At 49.5% G+C, this 18001-nt stretch carries 15 protein-coding genes; 8 read left to right on the top strand and 7 right to left on the bottom strand.

All coding sequences use genetic code 11. From position 1 onward, the window contains the following. From aat to ABD028_RS05205, 3 genes are read right to left on the bottom strand one after another with little or no spacing between them, the layout of a single operon-like run. Complete coding sequence (gene aat, locus ABD028_RS05215; protein ID WP_343842564.1) at positions 1-708, bottom strand: leucyl/phenylalanyl-tRNA--protein transferase; 708 nt, start codon at positions 706-708, stop codon at positions 1-3. Positions 709-744: 36 nt separating this feature from the next. Then, complete coding sequence (gene trxB, locus ABD028_RS05210) at positions 745-1698, bottom strand: thioredoxin-disulfide reductase (protein WP_343842561.1); 954 nt, start codon at positions 1696-1698, stop codon at positions 745-747. A gap of 59 nt (positions 1699-1757) precedes the next feature. After that, on the bottom strand, positions 1758-3224 hold the full coding sequence (locus ABD028_RS05205) for a RimK family protein (RefSeq protein ID WP_343842558.1): 1467 nt from the start codon (positions 3222-3224) through the stop codon (positions 1758-1760). Positions 3225-3463: 239 nt separating this feature from the next. Between ABD028_RS05205 and rimI the strand changes: the two genes are divergently transcribed. Both rimI and yfbV read left to right on the top strand, forming a co-directional pair. Continuing rightward, positions 3464-4564 (top strand): ribosomal protein S18-alanine N-acetyltransferase, encoded by a 1101-nt coding sequence (gene rimI / locus ABD028_RS05200; protein ID WP_216362569.1) that lies wholly within the window; start codon positions 3464-3466, stop codon positions 4562-4564. Positions 4565-4668: 104 nt separating this feature from the next. Next, complete coding sequence (gene yfbV, locus ABD028_RS05195; RefSeq protein ID WP_102797036.1) at positions 4669-5115, top strand: terminus macrodomain insulation protein YfbV; 447 nt, start codon at positions 4669-4671, stop codon at positions 5113-5115. On the opposite strand, the gene ABD028_RS05190 is transcribed toward yfbV, so the two are convergent. Beyond that, on the bottom strand, positions 5112-5396 hold the full coding sequence (locus tag ABD028_RS05190) for a hypothetical protein (protein WP_343842554.1): 285 nt from the start codon (positions 5394-5396) through the stop codon (positions 5112-5114). The genes yfbV and ABD028_RS05190 overlap by 4 nt on opposite strands. 143 nt (positions 5397-5539) lie before the next feature. Here ABD028_RS05190 and ABD028_RS05185 point away from each other — a divergent pair, with 143 nt between their 5' ends. The 3 genes from ABD028_RS05185 to ABD028_RS05175 all read left to right on the top strand — a co-directional run bounded on the left by ABD028_RS05185 (position 5540) and on the right by ABD028_RS05175 (position 10872). Next, a complete protein-coding gene (locus ABD028_RS05185) occupies positions 5540-7582 on the top strand; it encodes a S9 family peptidase (protein ID WP_425542063.1) in 2043 nt (680 codons plus the stop codon). Continuing rightward, positions 7579-8628, top strand: coding sequence for a CNNM domain-containing protein (locus ABD028_RS05180; RefSeq protein ID WP_102797034.1), 1050 nt, complete (start codon positions 7579-7581; stop codon positions 8626-8628). The genes ABD028_RS05185 and ABD028_RS05180 overlap by 4 nt, the downstream gene beginning before the upstream one ends. A gap of 87 nt (positions 8629-8715) precedes the next feature. Beyond that, a complete protein-coding gene (locus ABD028_RS05175; RefSeq protein WP_343842552.1) occupies positions 8716-10872 on the top strand; it encodes a patatin-like phospholipase family protein in 2157 nt (718 codons plus the stop codon). 66 nt (positions 10873-10938) lie between these two features. On the opposite strand, the gene ABD028_RS05170 is transcribed toward ABD028_RS05175, so the two are convergent. Further along, a complete protein-coding gene (locus ABD028_RS05170; protein ID WP_343842550.1) occupies positions 10939-11739 on the bottom strand; it encodes an acyl-CoA thioesterase in 801 nt (266 codons plus the stop codon). Between the two features lie 229 nt (positions 11740-11968). On the opposite strand from ABD028_RS05170, the gene ABD028_RS05165 reads away from it, so the two are divergent. Then, positions 11969-12964 (top strand): branched-chain amino acid aminotransferase, encoded by a 996-nt coding sequence (locus ABD028_RS05165; protein WP_343842548.1) that lies wholly within the window; start codon positions 11969-11971, stop codon positions 12962-12964. A gap of 45 nt (positions 12965-13009) precedes the next feature. On the opposite strand, the gene pyk is transcribed toward ABD028_RS05165, so the two are convergent. Then, positions 13010-14446: a pyruvate kinase gene (gene pyk, locus ABD028_RS05160; RefSeq protein WP_102797030.1), complete on the bottom strand. Its 1437-nt coding sequence runs from the start codon at positions 14444-14446 to the stop codon at positions 13010-13012. 264 nt (positions 14447-14710) lie between these two features. Then, positions 14711-15565 carry a MurR/RpiR family transcriptional regulator gene (locus ABD028_RS05155; RefSeq protein ID WP_102797029.1) on the bottom strand — a complete coding sequence of 285 codons (855 nt, stop codon included), beginning with the start codon at positions 15563-15565 and terminating at the stop codon, positions 14711-14713. Positions 15566-15813: 248 nt separating this feature from the next. On the opposite strand from ABD028_RS05155, the gene zwf reads away from it, so the two are divergent. Both zwf and pgl read left to right on the top strand, forming a co-directional pair. Next, complete coding sequence (gene zwf / locus ABD028_RS05150) at positions 15814-17304, top strand: glucose-6-phosphate dehydrogenase (RefSeq protein ID WP_102797092.1); 1491 nt, start codon at positions 15814-15816, stop codon at positions 17302-17304. Between the two features lie 3 nt (positions 17305-17307). Further along, positions 17308-17994, top strand: a complete 687-nt coding sequence (gene pgl / locus ABD028_RS05145) for a 6-phosphogluconolactonase (protein WP_343842542.1) — start codon at positions 17308-17310, stop codon at positions 17992-17994. Positions 17995-18001: the final 7 nt, after the last annotated feature.

Below are 18001 nucleotides of genomic sequence, written 5' to 3'. Positions count from 1 at the left end.
TCAGCTTAAAGACAAATCACCAGCCTGCCAGCAATGTTGTGGGGCAGGGCAGCTAACCGCCTGTTGTAGTTTGCTCAGAAAGCGACGCCTGGGTATTTCTTGTATACCCAGGGTGGCAAGGTGCGGGTTTTGCAACTGACAATCAATAAAGTGAAATTCCATGGTTTTTAGATAGCGGACCAGATAGAAAAACGCCAGTTTTGAGGTGTTACTGCGCAGATGAAACATTGATTCACCGCAGAATACCCTGCCAATGCTTACACCATATAATCCACCGACCAATTCTGCGCCCTCCCATATTTCTACGGAATGTGCATAACCTGCGTGATGTAAGTCCGTGTAAGCTTGTATCATAGGCTTAGTGATCCAGGTGCCGTTAATATCTCTGGGTACCTTGGCGCAGTGCTCTATGACCGCCGCAAAGGCTTTGTTCAAACTGACCTGGTAACGACCACTGCGGGCCAGTTTGGCCAGGCTGCTTGAACAAATAAAGCCATCCAGTTCCAACACTCCGCGAGGATCTGGTGACCACCATAGAATGGGCTCGCCTTCACTAAACCAGGGAAAGATGCCACTTTGGTAGGCCAGTAACAGTCGTTCTACGCTAAGGTCTCCACCAAAGGCAAGCAGGCCATTAGGATCGATGAGTGCATCTTCGGCATGAGGGAACTGTAGCTTGTGATCAAGCTTAATAAATTGTTTGCTCATAGGCAGGAGAGGCGGGCTGTTGCCCGCCTGCTAATACTATTCCAGAGCGTCCAGATATTTTTCGGCATCCAGGGCGGCCATGCAGCCAGTCCCGGCAGAGGTGATAGCCTGGCGATACACGTGATCGCAAACATCCCCTGCTGCAAATACGCCAGGTACACTGGTGGCGGTGGCATTACCATTAAGACCGCTATGGATCTTAATGTAACCGTCGTTCATGTCTAACTGACCGACAAACATATCTGTGTTGGGTTTGTGGCCGATAGCCACGAACAGGCCCATGACATCCAGCTCTTCTGTGCCGTCGTTCTGGGTATCGCGGATACGGATTTTTGTTACACCCATCTCATCTCCCAGCACTTCATCCAGGGTTTTGTTGAGATGCAGCACCACGTTACCGTTTTTGGCTTTGTCCATCAGACGATCAGCCAGAATCTTTTCGCTGCGGAAGCTGTCGCGGCGGTGAATAACATGTACCTCAGAGGCAATGTTGGACAGGTACAGGGCTTCCTCAACCGCAGTGTTGCCTCCACCGATCACCGCAACTTTCTGGTTACGATAGAAAAAGCCGTCACAGGTGGCACAAGCTGATACGCCTTTACCCATAAAGGCTTGCTCTGACGGTAGTCCAAGGTATTTAGCCGAAGCGCCGGTGGCAATAATCAGTGCGTCACAGGTATAGCTGCCGCTGTCGCCTTTGAGCGTATAAGGGCGCTTAGAGAAATCCACTGCATTGATATGATCAAAGATAATTTCGGTATCAAACTTTTCTGCATGTTTTTGCATGCGCACCATTAGATCCGGTCCAGTCAGGCCTTCCGGATCGCCCGGCCAGTTTTCCACTTCCGTGGTGGTGGTTAACTGACCACCTTGCTGGATACCGGTAATCAGCACAGGGTTGAGATTAGCACGGGCCGCGTATACAGCGGCTGTGTAGCCTGCAGGGCCTGAACCCAGAATCATCAGGCGGCTATGTCTTGCTTCAGCCATAATTTCTCCAGCTAGAAAAGGTTACTACATTAATTCAGTACAAAGGACCGGTGCCTCTGCTATTGCGACTCAAGTCTGCGCAAAAACTCTGCCATCACTTCATAATACAAGGCCTGGCCCAAAAACTTGTCTTCCACAGACGAATCGATACTGGGGTTGTCGTTGACCTCAATGACCGCCACCCGGCCGTCTTTGGTTTGTTTGACATCGACCCCATAAAAACCATCACCAATCAGGCGGCAGGCTTTTAACGATGCTTCCAGCACCGCTTGCGGTACTTCATAGGTTGGCATGGTTTCAAACCCACCCGTGGCGGCCTTTTTACCGTCATCATGACGATAAATCTGCCAATGGCCTTTGACCATAAAGTACCGGCACGCATATAAGGGTTTGTTATTAAGCACCCCAATACGCCAGTCGTATTCGGTATATAGGAACTCTTGCGCCAAAACCAAGGCCGAGGTCTTGCTTAATTTTTTCATCGCGTCCACCAACTCTTCCATATTGTTGGCTTTATACATTCCCCGCGAGAAAGCACCGTCCGGGATTTTCAGCACCATAGGTAAACCCAGATAGTCAATGGCGTCCTGCAGGCTTTCTCTGTCGGTGCGGCTGAGCAGCAAGGTTTTCGGCGTAGGTACTTTGTTGGCACGCAGCAAGTCAGCTAAATAGACTTTGTTGGTGCAGCGCAGGATGGATGTCGGGTCATCTATCACCACCATGCCTTCAGCTTCTGCCTTTTTGGCAAAACGATAGGTATGATGATCAATGGAGGTGGTTTCGCGAATAAATAAACCATCGTATTCAGCCAGGCGCACATAGTCCTTTTTGCCGATCAGCTCCAGGTTAATACCGAGCTTGTCCGCTGCCTTGATAAAATTGCTCAGCGCTTTCTTATCGCTGGGCGGCATGGTTTCTTCAGCATTGACCAACATGGCAACATCATAACGATAATGCTTGCGGGTTTTGGGTTTGCGCCACAGCCTGTTGCTGAATTTCTCCAGGGTGTTGGCTAAAAACTCCTGCTCGGCCTCGTCGGTAATTTCTTTGAGTGACAACGTGTGTACTTTATCCAACGTCCACTGGCCGTCTTTTTCCAACGTCACTTCCAGCACTGGCGCTGCAAAGCGCTCAAAAATACTCTTGGCTAAATCGGCCAGCTCGGGCTGCAGGCATTCGCCCAAAAATACCCGGAAGGTAATCTGACTGGCATCACCGGCAGGTTTCAGCTTGGCGATGGATTTGGCGACATCTTCGAGCTTAAGGGTGTAAAGCTTCTTACGACGTAGGTCGTTTAATACGCTGATGTTGGGAATAACCTTATGCCCGCGAGCTTCGGCCAGAAGGGAGCAGTAGTAGCCCCGGCCCAGCGCCCTTTTATTTCGGCAAAAGTTGAGTATTCTGACCGTTTGTTCGGCCGGAATGTCGGTTTTTGCCAGGTATTGATCAAAAGAAATGACTTCACGGCTTGGAAAATAGGGAGCCCAATCATCCAGGTCATCCACGACCACAAAATATCCAGACATAGAATCAAATGCCTTAGACGCCAGCCAGCGCCAAAAAAGAAGTAAACCAAGAGTCTATATTCTGCCACATTCTTGGCAACAGAATATCGATGGCTAACCTACTCTAGGGACTGTTTATCTTTCAAGTATAGATTTTGTTCAAACCCAGCCCCTGGCTGAATAATAGTTTTAAACGTCTGGCTTATTGCAGTTTCTTTGATTACGCCTAAACTATCGCCACGCATCAGTTTGAGTCCACGTTGTTGAGCAATCTTGAAATCAGACCTGCACAGGTCGCCGATATCCCAGATTTAATGACCCTGGAAAAAGCCAGTTTCACGACCGACAGAATATCCCGTCGCAGTTTTGGTTACTTCATCCGTAAGGGGCATTGCTCTTTAGTTGTTGCCTATGAAAACGGGCAACTGGCTGGTTATGCTCTGGTGCTTTACCGCAATGGCACTCAGCTTGCCAGACTTTACTCTATTGCGGTATCTGATGCCTTTCGGGGGCGTGGCGTGGCCCAGCAACTTCTCACAGAAATGGAGCAACTGGCGACGCAGGAACTTTGCCTGTTTATGCGCCTGGAGGTTCGGGTGGATAATCAGGCTGCCATCAATTTGTACCAGAAGCTTAAATTCCGCCCTATCGGCCGTGTGGAAGGCTACTACGAAGACGGTGGTGATGCCTTACAGATGGAAAGGACACTCAGGCCGACCAAACTGGGCAAAATCCCAAACCTGCGCTATCAGCAAAATACGGATTTCACCTGTGGGCCGGCCAGTCTGATGATGGCCATGCACAAGCTTGATGCCGGTTACAACATGTCCATGGAGGAAGAGATACAGATTTGGCGCGAAGCCACCACTATTTTTATGACATCAGGACACGGTGGTTGCAGCGGTTTTGGTCTGGCCTTAAGTGCCTGGCGGCGTGGCTTTAAAGTGCATTTGTATGTAAATCAGACGTCTGTGCCCTTTATCAACAGTGTCCGTGACCCTCAGAAGAAAGTGGTCATAGAACAAGTGCATAAACACTTTGTCAGTCAGTTGCAGGACACCGATGTCGATGTGCATTACCAGCCTTTAACACTGAGTAAACTGGATGATTATCTTGGTCAGGGTGCAGTACTGGTGAGTCTGATCAGTATGTGGCGGCTAACCAGGGACAAAGCACCACATTGGGTGTTGGTGGCCGGTGCTGATCAAAATTGTGTTTCTATTACCGATCCTGAACGGGATTATGAAAGCTGGCAAACCGAAATGGATTTTACCAATGTGCCGGTAAGTCGTGAGGAATTTATCAAAATGGCGTCTTTTGGCCGCGACCGCCTGACCAGCACGCTGGTTCTGTATCGTTAAGACTTGTGTATATGTGCGGCCATCAGACCTGTACAAATCTTTGCCACGCAAAGCGGGATTTGCTGGTATAGTTAACTCAACGGCTTTAGTTTAGCGAGGCAGTTATGGCCCAATCCATTTCCGGTATGTTCAAAGATGGTCAGGCATATATGCAGCTATGGCCAATGCAGCCTGAGCTCTATGGGTTGTTTCCCGAATGCAGGGTTATCGCAGCGACCCGCTTTTCATTGCGTTTTATGCCACCGCTAGCCGTATTGGTTGCCTTTATTCATGTGAATACTTTTGGAAATGACGCATTACCCCAGGCCATTGCGCTGGCGGCATTCTTTTTGAGTTTGCCTATGCAGGGCTTGTTATGGCTGGGTCATCGGGCCAATCAATCGCTGCCGCCGGCTATGCAGGGATGGTATCGTGAGATTCATCAAAAAATGCGCCAGCAAGGTTGCCAGTTGCAGGAAATCAAGAATAAGCCAAGGTACATGGAGCTGGCAGCTCTGCTACGTAAAGCGTTTGATGAACTGGACAGAGTGTTTACCCGGCAGTGGTTTTAAACCTGCGTATCCAATAACTTTCCAGGCATCTCGGCTTGTTGGTACTTGTAATACTTGAGTTCGGTTTCAAGTATATAGTTATCCATCTGCCGTTCTATCTTCAGTTTGATTCTGTAGTCTTTATCCATGGCATTCAACGTCTGTGTGGCCGGTGCGCTTTGCTCCTGCGCAGCGTCGGGCCGAGCGTTTTTCGGTTGCCATTGTACAGGTCTGGCAGTTGAGCCGTTCATAACTTGAACGGAGCGGAGCTGATCTGTTGTATAAGCGATGGACATGTTCATAACATCCTCCTGCTGTTTATATCGGCTGGCTAGCTCAATAAATGAGCAAAATAACATTTCTAATGCGACAAACGGCGGATGACAGCCCGTGCATAGGGTGTAACAATCAGCGTTCTAATAATGACAATATTCAGGGAAGCAAAATGAATCCTTTGAAATGCCTGGTATTTTTTCTAGCAGTAGGCAGCCTGCCGAGTATGGCTGCTTTGTCAGACACCTTTACTGCTCAAGATATTTTTAATCTGGAATATGCGTCAGATCTGGTGATTCGGAACAATGGTGAAGAGGTGCTATTTGTTCGCCAGTTTATGGATATCTATCAGGATAAAAAGCTGGGTAATATCTGGCAGGTCAATGACCAAGGTAATTTGCTGCCGGTCACCAGTGGTAATCATCAGGATTTTGGACTGGCTCTATCGCCAGATGGTAACCGGCTTGCTTATATTTCAACTCGTTCTGGTAAGCCACAAGTGCATATGCAGTGGCTGGATAAGGGTAAAAGTGCGCAATTGACACACCTTACGTCGGCGCCCAGCGGGTTAACCTGGTCGCCGGACGGTAAGTCACTGGCATTTAGAATGTTTGTAAAAGGAAAGGCCAAAAGTCCGGTTTCGCTGGCAGGCAAGCCCGAAGGGGCCAAGTGGGCAGAACCCGCAATATTTATCGACGATCTTTATTATCGGGCTGATGGCGGCGGGTATGCTGAGCCTGGCTTTGTGCAACTCTTTGTTATGGACTCCGAGGGGGGCAGTGCCCGGCAACTGACCTTCGGTGATTATCATCACAATGGTGCGATGAGTTGGAGTGCGGATGGCAAGTTCCTGTATTTTTCTGCCAATTTGCACGACAACTATCAGCTTGCGCCATTGAATAGCGAGATTTACCGCCTGGACATCGCCAGCGGCGAGATTAAAGCGTTAACCGACAGAGATGGACCGGATCAACAACCAAGCGTGTCGCCGGATGGCAAGGCACTGGCCTATCTTGGCTACGATGACAAGCGTACCAACTACGAGAACCGTCGTTTATATGTGCTGGATTTGTCCAGTGGCAAATCCACACTGTTGAGTGGAAGCTTAGATCGCAGTATCGATGCCTTTAAATGGGATCCCAAAGGTAAGGGCTTGTATATTCAGTATGATGACAAAGGCCAAACCTTATTAGCATCGCTTACGCTGGATGGAAAACTCAAGGTACTGACAGATTCGTTAGGTGGGCAGTCATATGGTCGGCCCTACACAGGTGCAGAGTTCGATGTTGCTGCAAATGGTACGTTGGCTTTTACTTATTCAGATGCTTTGCGTCCTGCAGATGTGGCGGTATGGCGAAAAGGTCAGGCGCGCCAGCTGACTCATTTAAACGACGATGCCCTGGCTCATAAACGCCTGGGCAAAGTGCAAGAGATTTGGTATCAATCCAGTGCTGATAAATTGGATATTCAGGGCTGGGTGGTGTACCCACCTGGATTCGATGCAGGCAAAAAATACCCATTGTTATTGGAGATTCATGGCGGGCCTACTACCGCATATGGGCCACATTTTTCGGCGGAAGTACAGTTATATGCCGCCGCGGGTTATGTGGTGCTGTATACCAACCCGAGGGGGAGTTCCAGTTATGGCGAGGCCTTTGCGCAGAAGATTCATCACAATTACCCGAGTCAGGACTATGACGATTTAATGAGTGGCGTGGATAGCCTGATAGACAAAGGCTTTATTGATGAAACCCAGTTGTTTGTCACTGGTGGTTCTGGTGGTGGTGTGTTGACGGCCTGGATAGTCGGTCATACCGACAGATTTAAAGCGGCAGTGGTGGCAAAGCCTGTTATCAACTGGTATAGCTTTGTGCTTACTTCTGATTTTTATCCGTTTTTCAGTCAATACTGGTTTGCCAAAAAGCCTTGGGAAGATCCTGAGCATTATCTGCAGCGCTCACCCATCAGCTATGTGGGCAATGTTAAAACCCCTACCATGCTGCTGACCGGTGAAGCGGATTATCGTACCCCAATCTCTGAAACCGAGCAGTATTATCAGGCTCTTAAACTTCAGGGCGTTGACACGGCCATGGTCAGGATCCCTGACGCACCACATGGAATTTATAAGCGCCCCAGCAATCTGATGAGCAAAGTACAATATATTCTCTGGTGGTTTGACAAGCACAAGAAAAACAAGGAGCACAGTACACAATGATACTGTTGATTATTTATATCCTGGTGGCGCTGGGCTTCTCTTTTCTTTGCTCTGTGGCTGAGGCGGTTATTCTTAGTGTTTCTTCAGCCTATATATCTGTGTTGGAAGGTGAGGGGCGTCACAGTGGCGTTTTGTTGCGAAGCCAGACAGAGGATATCAATCGACCTTTGTCGGCCATCCTGACCTTGAATACGTTCGCTCATACCTTTGGTGCAGCAGGGGCCGGAGCCCAGGCCGCAATTGTGTTTGGTGATGCTTATCTTGGTCTGGCTTCGGCGGTGCTGACCCTGTTGATTTTGATATTTTCTGAGATTATCCCCAAAACTATTGGCGCAACCTTTTGGCGCCAACTGGCACCTCTGACTGCTTATTTACTGAAGTACCTGATTTGGGCCATGTATCCTTTTGTTAAAATGTCCAATTGGCTCACTAGCTTTATTGCTCCGGAAGGCGCGATAAAAGGCCTTAACCGGGCGGAACTGGCCGCCATGGCTGAGTTGGCCAGAGACGAGGGGCAATTGGCCAAGCGCGAGGCTCATATTCTGCAAAATCTGTTGACCTTGCATCAGATGAATATCAAGGAGGCTATGACACACCGCACCGTGGTGTTTTCATTGCCGGAGTTAATGACGGTAGAAACATTTTTCCACAAGCATGACGATGTCAGTTTTTCCCGTATCCCTGTCTATGAAAATGAACCAGAGCAGATTACCGGTTTTGTACTTAAAGCGGATTTGCTACTGGCACAGGCGCGGGGAAATGGCCAACGGCACTTAAAGGAATATCGTAAAGACATGGTAACCATGCTCAGTAGTATGCCGCTGGTGCAAACCTTTGATCATTTCCTTAATAACCGCGCTCATATGTTGTTGGTGGTGGATGAATATGGCGGACTGGAAGGCATACTAACGCTGGAAGATCTGTTGGAAGCCATGCTGGGCATGGAGATTGTGGATGAAAAGGACAAAACCATCAGCATGAAAAAACTCGCCCACATTATGAGCCGCAGGCGTGGTGTGGGGCTGAATATCAGAAAATCTGAATGAAGTTATATTGGGTTATTTATTATAAGCTTCTGAATATTTAAGCCTTTATTCTATACTCTAGGTCCTGTCCTTAGTTCGGATTAACGCATGCAGTTGGATACTGATCGCAGTGAGCTGCTGGAAGAGCTGGCGTCTCGTCATGGCCTGATGGTCAATTGTGAGAAAGGCCATTTGCTGTTTGCTCAGGGCGATCTGAATACCGCCTTGTTTCGGTTAGTGCAAGGAACGGCAATTGTTCAGCTGCAGCATCAGGACATCAGTGTTTGCGCACTGGAACTGAAACCCGGTCAGTGGATTGGCCAGTCCATGATTGCTGACGAAGACAGCTTTGGCTTTGGGGTAAAGTGCTTATCCTCGTGCTTATTTGAGGAACTGGATTGGGATCTGGTCGGCAAGGACAGCCTGGATGAGCTGTCCATCTTGTTTGACCCTTTACATCATCGCCTGCACACCACCAGGCTGCTGCTACAAACTTTTGTTCGCTCTTACCCAAATGTGTCTGCGCAGTTTCTGCAGGAGCTTATTCAAAGCGCACATTTTACTTACCTGAAAGAAAATGAAACCTTGTTTGAGGCAGGGGACAGCGCCCAGGTCATGCACTTTTTATTGAGCGGTAAAATTGATGTTTATGTCGGGGGTAAAGACAATCTTAAGCGCGTAGGCGAGATATTCCATGGTGAGGCATTCGGCGAAATGTCTTTGTTCAGTAATCAGGTGCGCACTGCAACGTTAGTGGCGACCCGCTCAAGTTCGCTGATTAGTTTAGACCGACAGCAATTTGATCGACTGTCGGTGGTGTTTCCCTGGTTAAGTACTTATGTGGTCAGCAGCCTGATTGACAGAATCAAGAAGCAGAATGAAAAAGTCCGGCGCACAACGCAGCCCATTAACCGCCTGGTGTTAGTTTGTACAAAAGATGAAGCCCGTCGGACGGTGTCCAGGCTAATGGAAAGCCTTGAGGAGAGTCCCTTTGCCGGCTTTACCGAGCAGGACATCAGCCGTCGTTTCAACTATCGTCCATTGCAGGACATCAGCCACTCGGCATTGATCGATCATCTTGATGAAAGAGAGCAAAGCAGTGCCATTAATTTGTATTTTTCCAATCTGGAATCCGACGACTGGACAAAGATTTGTCTGGAACGGGCCGATGAGGTCTGGTTGGTAGCCGATGCCGACCATTCTCCAAAACAAGTGGCAAACTGGCTGGAAAAATATAGCGCGATGTTTTCCTGGCAGAAGCAAAAAAAATTCCTCGTTCTGATTCAACCCGATGTGGCGCGTATTAGGGCCACTAATGAATGGCTGGCACAGCTACAAGTCAAACAACACTTCCACTTGCAAGCGGCCAGCGGCCAATGTACCGAACGTTTCCGCCGTTATCTTACGGACCAATCCGTTGGTTTGGTGTTAGGTGGGGGCGGGGCCAGAGGTTTTGCCCAGATTGGCATCTTCAAGGCCATGGAAGAAGCAGGCATTAAGGTAGACTGGGTAGGGGGGACCAGTATGGGCTCCATTATGGGGGGCTGGATTGCCATGGGGTGGGAAAGCGAGCGCATTATTGAGGCTATCAGACGGTTCTTTGTGTCGGTAAATCCGCTGGGTGATTACACCTTACCAATGATTTCCCTGTCTAAAAGCCAACGGCTTGATACGCTACTGCATCAGGGCTTTGGTGATGCGTTGATTGAAGATATGGCGATACCTTATTTTTGCGTATCCTCTGATATGAGCACCGCGCAAGAGCGGGATCACGAGATGGGATTGCTGTGGCGAGCGATTCGCGCCAGTGTATCGATACCCGGAGTTATCGCCCCTGTTATTGATGGCGGTCATTATCTGGTGGATGGGGGGCTGTTTAATAATTTGCCCTGTGACTTGATGCGTCAGCGCAACAGGGGGCCTGTCATTGCTATTGATGTCAGCCCGGATGAAGATTACCTGACCCAACTGGAGCAGGTCCCTTCGCCCTGGCAATTATTGGTGAACAAGGTCTTGGGGCGTGAGCAGCCCAAGGTGCCCTCTATTCTCTATACCTTGCTGCGTTCATCTATGTTAGCCAGTACCCATAAACAGCGGGCCAACCGGGAGATGGTGGATTTTTTTATTCAGCCGAAAATCGATAATGTGGGGATGCTGGACTTTCGCCGCGCTGAGCAAATCATTGCAGTGGGATATCGGGAAGGTGTGGCTTATCTGCAAAAAGGCATGCTTGAGCAGATAGGCCCTGGCCCAAAGAATGGGTGATTCATGCTGCCTTACGCAAAGGTTACACAGACTGCGGCAGATTGAGCACCAAGAGGTTAACAGCCACTAGTCAAACACGGTGATAATTTGCCGACTGATAGCTACCAGTTCGCCCTGGGTATCCCAGATACTGGCTTCGCTGTGACAGTATCCATCCGCTGCCTGCCGGGTATCGGCCTGATAGGCAAACCAGTCTGTTGGGGCCACAGGCTGGTGTGGGTGCACAAACTCCAGATTCCAACTCATCGTGCTGGCCGGTGCCGGCCAGCGCAGCATCTGCAATATGGTGGGGGGCCAGGCGTCAATCAGTGTAATCAGGTGGGCGTCGGTCATCTTCGCCGGAGGCTGACTAAAGCGCATCCAGCCGTAGGTATTGGATTGTTTTTTACCGGTAAATGGCATGCCACCGTCAATTAGTGCCAAATCAACATGCTGCAAGAATTTGGGGGTCACCTTGGGAATTTGCGGAATAAACTTGGGTTTGGCCGGCAGTGGCATATTGTGCTGCCTGGTATTCTCCACCTGAATCTTAGAAGCACGGGCGATGCCAAAGCAAACCTGACTGAACACTGCAACTTGCTGATTCTGAATGGCTTTGGCAATCACCTGCGTAACATTTTTGCCTTCTCTGAGTACCTCAGTTTCGATATGAAAGGGCGTATCTGGTAGCAGCGGGCCAATAAAATTAGTGGTCAGGGAGCGCAGAATACTGTCGCTGCGCACCTGTTGACGGGCAGCCGTATACAACAATGCCGCAGACAAGCCACCAAACAGCGTGCGTCCCTGTGTCCAGCTTTTGGCAACGGTGATGCTTGTATTGTGCTGTTGTGAATCCTGGGCCTGTTGAATCAGTTCATCAATATGCATGGTCAGATTGGGTTATGAGCGCATGCAGGTAGCTTAACTGGTCGGATGACCATCGTAAAGCCTTTGAGCTTATCAGCAAGTAACCAACTCCTGGCTTTATTCCTGCCCCTGACGCTAGAAGGGAGCGAAGGAGGGTTATCACTGGACAGCTAAATTAACTGAAGTCAGACTGCTTCAATTTGGTACAATCCAATTTTTCAATCGACCCTTGCTAGGAGAATCAAGAAGTATGTCGGCATTTGGCACCGTCTTTAGCCCGGAGATGATTATCTCCCGTTTCGAGAATAATAGTTGGAGTACTCCGCAATTTGTCACCGCCGACAGCATCCCGATGCATCCTGGCGCCCATGTACTGCATTATTCAAGTACCTGTTTTGAGGGGCTCAAAGCCTTTCGTCATAACGATGGCAGCATCCATGTATTTCGTATGGATAAGAACGTTGCCCGTATGGCACAAAGCAGTGAACTGCTGTCGCTGCCGAAGGTCGACCCAACTATGCTGGCCGCGATGATCACCGACATCGTGCGTCGCTTTGCCGCCGATGTACCCAATCCTCCGGGTTCAATGTATATCCGCCCGACCCATATCGGCACCGAAGCCTCTATTGGTAAAGCTGCCGCACCCAGTGTCAGTTCCATGTTGTATGTGCTGCTTTCACCGGTTGGCGATTATTTTTCAGGAGGCGCAAAACCCCTGCGCTTGTTGCTGGAAGACAGCGCTCGCTGTGCACCGCATATGGGCATGGTAAAAAGTGGCGGTAACTATGCCAGTGCTTTACAGCCGATTATGAAAGCCCGCGCAGCGGTACAGGCAGACCAGGTACTGTTTTGTCCAAATGGTGATGTGCAAGAAACCGGCGCAGCGAACTTTTTGCTGATCGATGGCAATGAAATTATTACCAAGGCGCTGGATCCCAGTTTCCTGCATGGGGTTACCCGTGATTCCATCCTGACCCTGGCACGGGATCGCGGTATGAAAGTTTCTGAGCGCCAACTGACAGTGGATGAACTGCTGGAGCGCGCCGCGAAACCTGATTGTGAGGCGGCACTTTCCGGTACCGCTGCAGTATTAACACCGGTTGGTACCTTGATTCATGACGGCAAAGAGCATCAGGTAGGCACAGGCATGGGCGGCAATACCACCAATGCCTTACGCCAGGCATTAAATGAAATCCAGTGGGGCCAGGCCAGTGACAGCCACGGCTGGCTGACCAAAGTTTGTTAAATTAAGCAGATAAAGGCAGGCAATTGCATTGCCTGCCAGCTTGGATCAGGGAACCACTACTATCTTACAACCGTTGGTAGCCCCTTCGGTTTCCATTTCATCGCCGTAGGTCATAATAAACTGGTCGCCGGACTGCACCAAATTCAGTTCCTTAAGGCAATTGACAACGTCACTTTTTAGCTGCCCAGGGACACTGCCAGTAGAATCAAAAAACACAGGCTTAACACCGCGGTACAGGGCCATCACATTGAGCGAAGCCTGATGACGGGACAAGCCATAAATGGGCAGGCTGCTGGTAATTCGGGACATCAATCTGGCAGTGCCGCCACTTTCTGTCAGTGCCACAATGGCCTTGATACTGGAAAGATGATTGGCCGCATAGACCGCCGATAACGCCGTTGTTTCGCTGATGGAACTGAAATGTTCATCAATACGGTGTTTGGAAATTTTAACGCTAGGGTGGGTTTCTGCTCCCTCGCATACCCTGGCCATGGCTTTAACGGTCTCTACCGGGAACTGGCCTGCAGCGGTTTCGGCGGAGAGCATAACGGCATCAGTGCCATCCAACACCGCATTGGCCACATCCATCACCTCGGCGCGAGTCGGCAAGGGGCTGGATATCATCGACTCCATCATTTGCGTGGCGGTGATCACCACTTTATTTAACTGACGGCTGCGCGAGATGAGTTTCTTCTGTACCCCCACCAGTTCGGCATCACCAATTTCCACCCCTAAATCGCCACGGGCTACCATGACTGCATCTGAGGCCAGGATCACATCATCGATGGCGTCGTCGGTGGCAACGGCTTCGGCACGCTCAACCTTGGCACAAATCTTCGCTTTACAGCCAGCTTGTTCTGCCAATTGGCGGGCGTATCGCAGATCATCGCCATTTCTGGGGAAAGAGACCGCCAGATAATCCACTTCCATCAGGGCGGCGGTTTTAATGTCTTCCTTGTCTTTGTCGGTCAGGGCCTCTGCCGTTAATCCGCCTCCCTGGCGGTTAATACCTTTATTGTTGGACAGTTTGCCGCCGACGGTCACTTTGGTATGCACTTTGTTGCCGATGACTTCGGCAACCTGCAATTGAATTCGACCATCATCTAACAGCAGGATATCGCCTGCGCTGACATCCTGGGGCAGGGCTTTATAGTCAATGCCGACCTGCTGTTGATTACCTTCATCACGCCCAAGATCGGCATCCAGAATAAAATCCGCGCCTACGGCCAGTTCAACCGGACCATTGGCGAAACGGGACACACGAATTTTTGGCCCCTGCAGGTCGCCCAGAATGGCAACGTACTTACCCAAACGCTGGGCAGCGGCACGCACACGTTTGGCGCGGTTAATATGATCTTCTGCGGTACCATGAGAGAAATTCATTCTTACCACATTGGCACCGGCCGCCAGTACTGCCTCAATTCTTTCATCTGTGTCGGTGGCAGGGCCCAATGTCGCAACGATCTTGGTTCTTCTTAACATAGTTTGATTCGCTCGTATGGTGACAGGCCAGCAATGCTGGCCAGATTCGATTCTCAGATTCAGTCTACAGCATCTATTGCTGTAATTTTATTACAGAATTCTAGCTAAAAATACGTTACCTGTGAAACTTTTTAACGAATTAACTGGTAGGAACAGCGTAGCCAAATTAGCTTCATTACCTTTCCCGACAAGTTCTGATCGTATTATCAGGCCGTCAGCTGATAAAAATAAGGCCCACAACGGGCCTCAACATCTATCCATCAGTCAGCCTTGCTGCTTCTTATCGTAACGGGATTCCCGCAGGGTATCTTTAACCCGTTTAAGATTTTCACGGAACTTCGTGCCGCGGCGCAGGGTAAAGCCAGTGGCCAGCACATCTATCAGGGTAAGCTGAGCAATGCGCGATGCCATGGGCATATACATATCGGTGTCTTCAGGTACATCCAGTGAAATAACCAGGCTGCATTCTTTAGCCAGCGGACTGTCTTTGGACGTAATACCAATAACGGTGGCATCATTGCCGCGGGCAATCTGGGCTATTTCCACCAGGCTCTTGGTACGACCAGTGTGGGATATCAGCACCACCACGTCCTCTTCAGAGCTGTTCATACAGCTCATACGCTGCATCAGAATATCGTCAAAGTAGACTACCGGCACGTTGAAACGAAAGAACTTGTTTAAAGCATCATGGGCGACAGATGCCGATGCACCCAAGCCAAAGAACGAGATTTTTTGCGCCTGGGTCAGCAAGTCCACCACCCGGTTTATAATATTGACGTCCAATGATTGGCGGGCAACTTCCAGTGCAGCCATGGTAGACTCGAATATCTTCTTGGTATACTCATCTGGCCCATCCGATTCTTCTACATGGCGGTTCACATAAGGTGTGCCATTTGCCAGACTTTGTGCCAGGTGCAGTTTGAAATCGGGGAAGCCTTTGGTGTCCAGACGGCGACAGAAGCGATTCACTGTCGGTTCGCTGACGTTGGACATTTTCGCCAGGGTGGCGATGCTGGAGTGAATGGCTGTTTGTGGATTAGCCATGATCACTTCGGCAACTTTGCGTTCAGACTTGCTGAACAGGGCGTGGCTTTGGCTGATTTTTTCAAGAATGTTCATAGGCGCTGCAGAATCTACTTATAATTGTATGGGTCTATTTTTGTAAGTTTTTAACAGATTTGCTAGCTTTTTCGCCGCATTTTGTCAGCGAAGCCAGGCGCTCTGGAGAAAAACTGACGAGTCAAGTTGTAATTTTACTACATTTGATGTTTACTAACGGGAAGTTTACCAAGTCATCCGAGCGTTATTTAGTAAATTTACCGCGTTTTGGTAATTTTTTTGATTTTATTCTATTCGGGTTGAAACTCATGGTGTTGGAAAATACTGTCGAACCTTGTGACTTTGTTATCTTTGGCAGCAAAGGTGACCTGGCACGTCGCAAACTCTTACCTTCGTTATATCAATTGGAGAAAGCCAATCTGGTTCACAGCGATACCAAAATAATTGGTGTTGCCCGTCACGAACACAGTGACGAAGAATTTGTGGCGCTGGTGAAGGAAAATATTGAGAAATTCAGCGGTGAAGCCTTATGTGCTGATACCTGGGCGCGTTTTTCCGCCAAGCTGGATTATGTTTGTCTGGATATGCAGGACAGCAGCAGTTACACCTCTTTTAAAGAGCATGTTGATGCGTCCCGTACTATGGTTTGCTATCTGGCCACGCCGCCATCCATTTACGGCGATATCTGCAAAGGGCTGCATGAAGCCGGTATTATCGACCCCAGTATGCGCGTAGTGCTGGAAAAACCAATCGGTCACGATCTGGCGTCATCCAAGATTATTAATAATCAGGTGGCCGAGTATTTTAATGAAAACCAGATTTATCGTATCGACCACTATCTGGGCAAAGAAACCGTTCTTAACCTGATAGCCCTGCGTTTTGCCAATAGCATCTTTGCTACCAACTGGGACCACAACTGTATCGATCATGTGCAGATTAGTGTCGCGGAATCCGTGGGCATTGAAGGCCGCTGGGGATATTTTGACGAAGCTGGTCAAATGCGCGATATGGTGCAAAACCATTTGCTGCAAATTCTCACGCTAATTGCCATGGAGCCCCCCACAACGCTGGACGCTGACAGCATCCGTGATGAAAAGCTGAAGGTATTAAAGGCATTACGCCCTATTAACAGCTCCAATATTGCCGAGAAAACCGTACGTGGTCAGTACACTACGGGGTTTGTAAAAGGCAAAGAAGTACCTGGCTATCTGGAAGAGCCTGATGCCAACCAAAAGAGTGAAACCGAAACTTTCGTCGCTCTGAAAGTGGAAGTGGACAACTGGCGCTGGGCGGGCGTGCCGTTTTACCTGCGTACTGGTAAACGCATGCCGACTAAGGTTAGCGAAATTGCCATTTATTTTAAACCGCAGCCGCATAACCTGTTTAAAGACAGCTTCGCCAAGCTGCCACCGAACAAACTGACCATTCGTCTGCAGCCTGACGAAGGCGTCGAAATCACGGTTATGAACAAAGTGCCAGGCTTAACCGGCTCCAGTTCGATGAACCTGCAGAAGTCCAAGCTGAATCTGAGTTTTTCTGAAACCTTTAAGGATGAGCGCATTGCTGATGCGTATGAAAAACTGTTGCTGGAAGTCATGATAGGTAACCAGGCACTGTTTGTACGGCGTGACGAAATTGAACAGGCCTGGACCTGGGTTGATAGCATCATTGGTGCATGGGAGAGCAGCAATGAGCCGGCAGAACCCTATCAGGCTGGTACCTGGGGACCCGTTGCCTCTATTGCGCTGATGGCTCGTGATGGCCGTGCCTGGTATGAAAGCAAACTGGGAAGGAAATAGTTGATGCGTACTAGCAACTTTGCTTCCCCCCAGGAACTGAATCTGGCGTTTGCTGAACGAATTGCCCGGTTGTTGAATGAAGGTATCGCCACACGCGGTAAGGCCAGCCTGGTGGTGTCAGGTGGTCGCACTCCGCAGGGTATGTTCGCACAGCTTTCTCAGCAGGACCTGGACTGGTCCAAAGTCGTTGTCAGCCTGGCGGATGAACGCTGGGTGGATAGCTCGGATGAGTCCAGCAATGAAAAAATGGTCCGTGAGCATCTGCTGCAGAATAAGGCTCAGGCTGCTACCTTTATTGGTTTAAAGAACCCGGCACAGCGGGCTCAGGATGGTGTTGATGACTGCGTTGCGGCAATCGCACAGATGCCATTGCCTATTGATGTGCTGATCCTCGGCATGGGCGAAGACGGCCATACTGCATCATTGTTCCCTTGTTCGGCACAAATCAGTCAGGGCCTGGATCTAAATTATCCCAAACCTTATCTGGCGGTACAGCCAACAACCGCGCCGCATTGGCGTATGTCATTGTCTTTGGCTGCATTGCTGAATAGTCGTCATGTATTTTTACACCTGACCGGTGAAGGCAAAAAAGCCGTATTAGACAAGGCGCTGGCCGGCACCGATGAATTTGAGATGCCCATCCGTGCGGTACTGAACCGTGCCGACGTAGAATTAGTCTGGGCACCCTAGGAGAGAT

The organism is Bowmanella denitrificans, from assembly GCF_039522935.1.
GTDB lineage: Bacteria > Pseudomonadota > Gammaproteobacteria > Enterobacterales > Alteromonadaceae > Bowmanella > Bowmanella denitrificans.
Note: the sequence above shows the minus strand (reverse complement) of the source record. Positions and strands in the feature narration are given on the sequence as shown.

What these genes read in the sequence shown, in the direction of transcription:
- aat (WP_343842564.1), bottom strand. Translation starts at nt 708, where the DNA reads ATGAGCAAACAATTTATTAAGCTTGATCACAAGCTACAGTTCCCTCAT.
- trxB (WP_343842561.1), bottom strand. Translation starts at nt 1,698, where the DNA reads ATGGCTGAAGCAAGACATAGCCGCCTGATGATTCTGGGTTCAGGCCCT.
- ABD028_RS05205 (WP_343842558.1), bottom strand. Translation starts at nt 3,224, where the DNA reads ATGTCTGGATATTTTGTGGTCGTGGATGACCTGGATGATTGGGCTCCC.
- yfbV (WP_102797036.1), top strand. Translation starts at nt 4,669, where the DNA reads ATGGCCCAATCCATTTCCGGTATGTTCAAAGATGGTCAGGCATATATG.
- ABD028_RS05190 (WP_343842554.1), bottom strand. Translation starts at nt 5,396, where the DNA reads ATGAACATGTCCATCGCTTATACAACAGATCAGCTCCGCTCCGTTCAA.
- ABD028_RS05185 (WP_425542063.1), top strand. Translation starts at nt 5,540, where the DNA reads ATGAATCCTTTGAAATGCCTGGTATTTTTTCTAGCAGTAGGCAGCCTG.
- ABD028_RS05180 (WP_102797034.1), top strand. Translation starts at nt 7,579, where the DNA reads ATGATACTGTTGATTATTTATATCCTGGTGGCGCTGGGCTTCTCTTTT.
- ABD028_RS05175 (WP_343842552.1), top strand. Translation starts at nt 8,716, where the DNA reads ATGCAGTTGGATACTGATCGCAGTGAGCTGCTGGAAGAGCTGGCGTCT.
- ABD028_RS05170 (WP_343842550.1), bottom strand. Translation starts at nt 11,739, where the DNA reads ATGCATATTGATGAACTGATTCAACAGGCCCAGGATTCACAACAGCAC.
- ABD028_RS05165 (WP_343842548.1), top strand. Translation starts at nt 11,969, where the DNA reads ATGTCGGCATTTGGCACCGTCTTTAGCCCGGAGATGATTATCTCCCGT.
- pyk (WP_102797030.1), bottom strand. Translation starts at nt 14,446, where the DNA reads ATGTTAAGAAGAACCAAGATCGTTGCGACATTGGGCCCTGCCACCGAC.
- ABD028_RS05155 (WP_102797029.1), bottom strand. Translation starts at nt 15,565, where the DNA reads ATGAACATTCTTGAAAAAATCAGCCAAAGCCACGCCCTGTTCAGCAAG.
- zwf (WP_102797092.1), top strand. Translation starts at nt 15,814, where the DNA reads ATGGTGTTGGAAAATACTGTCGAACCTTGTGACTTTGTTATCTTTGGC.
- pgl (WP_343842542.1), top strand. Translation starts at nt 17,308, where the DNA reads ATGCGTACTAGCAACTTTGCTTCCCCCCAGGAACTGAATCTGGCGTTT.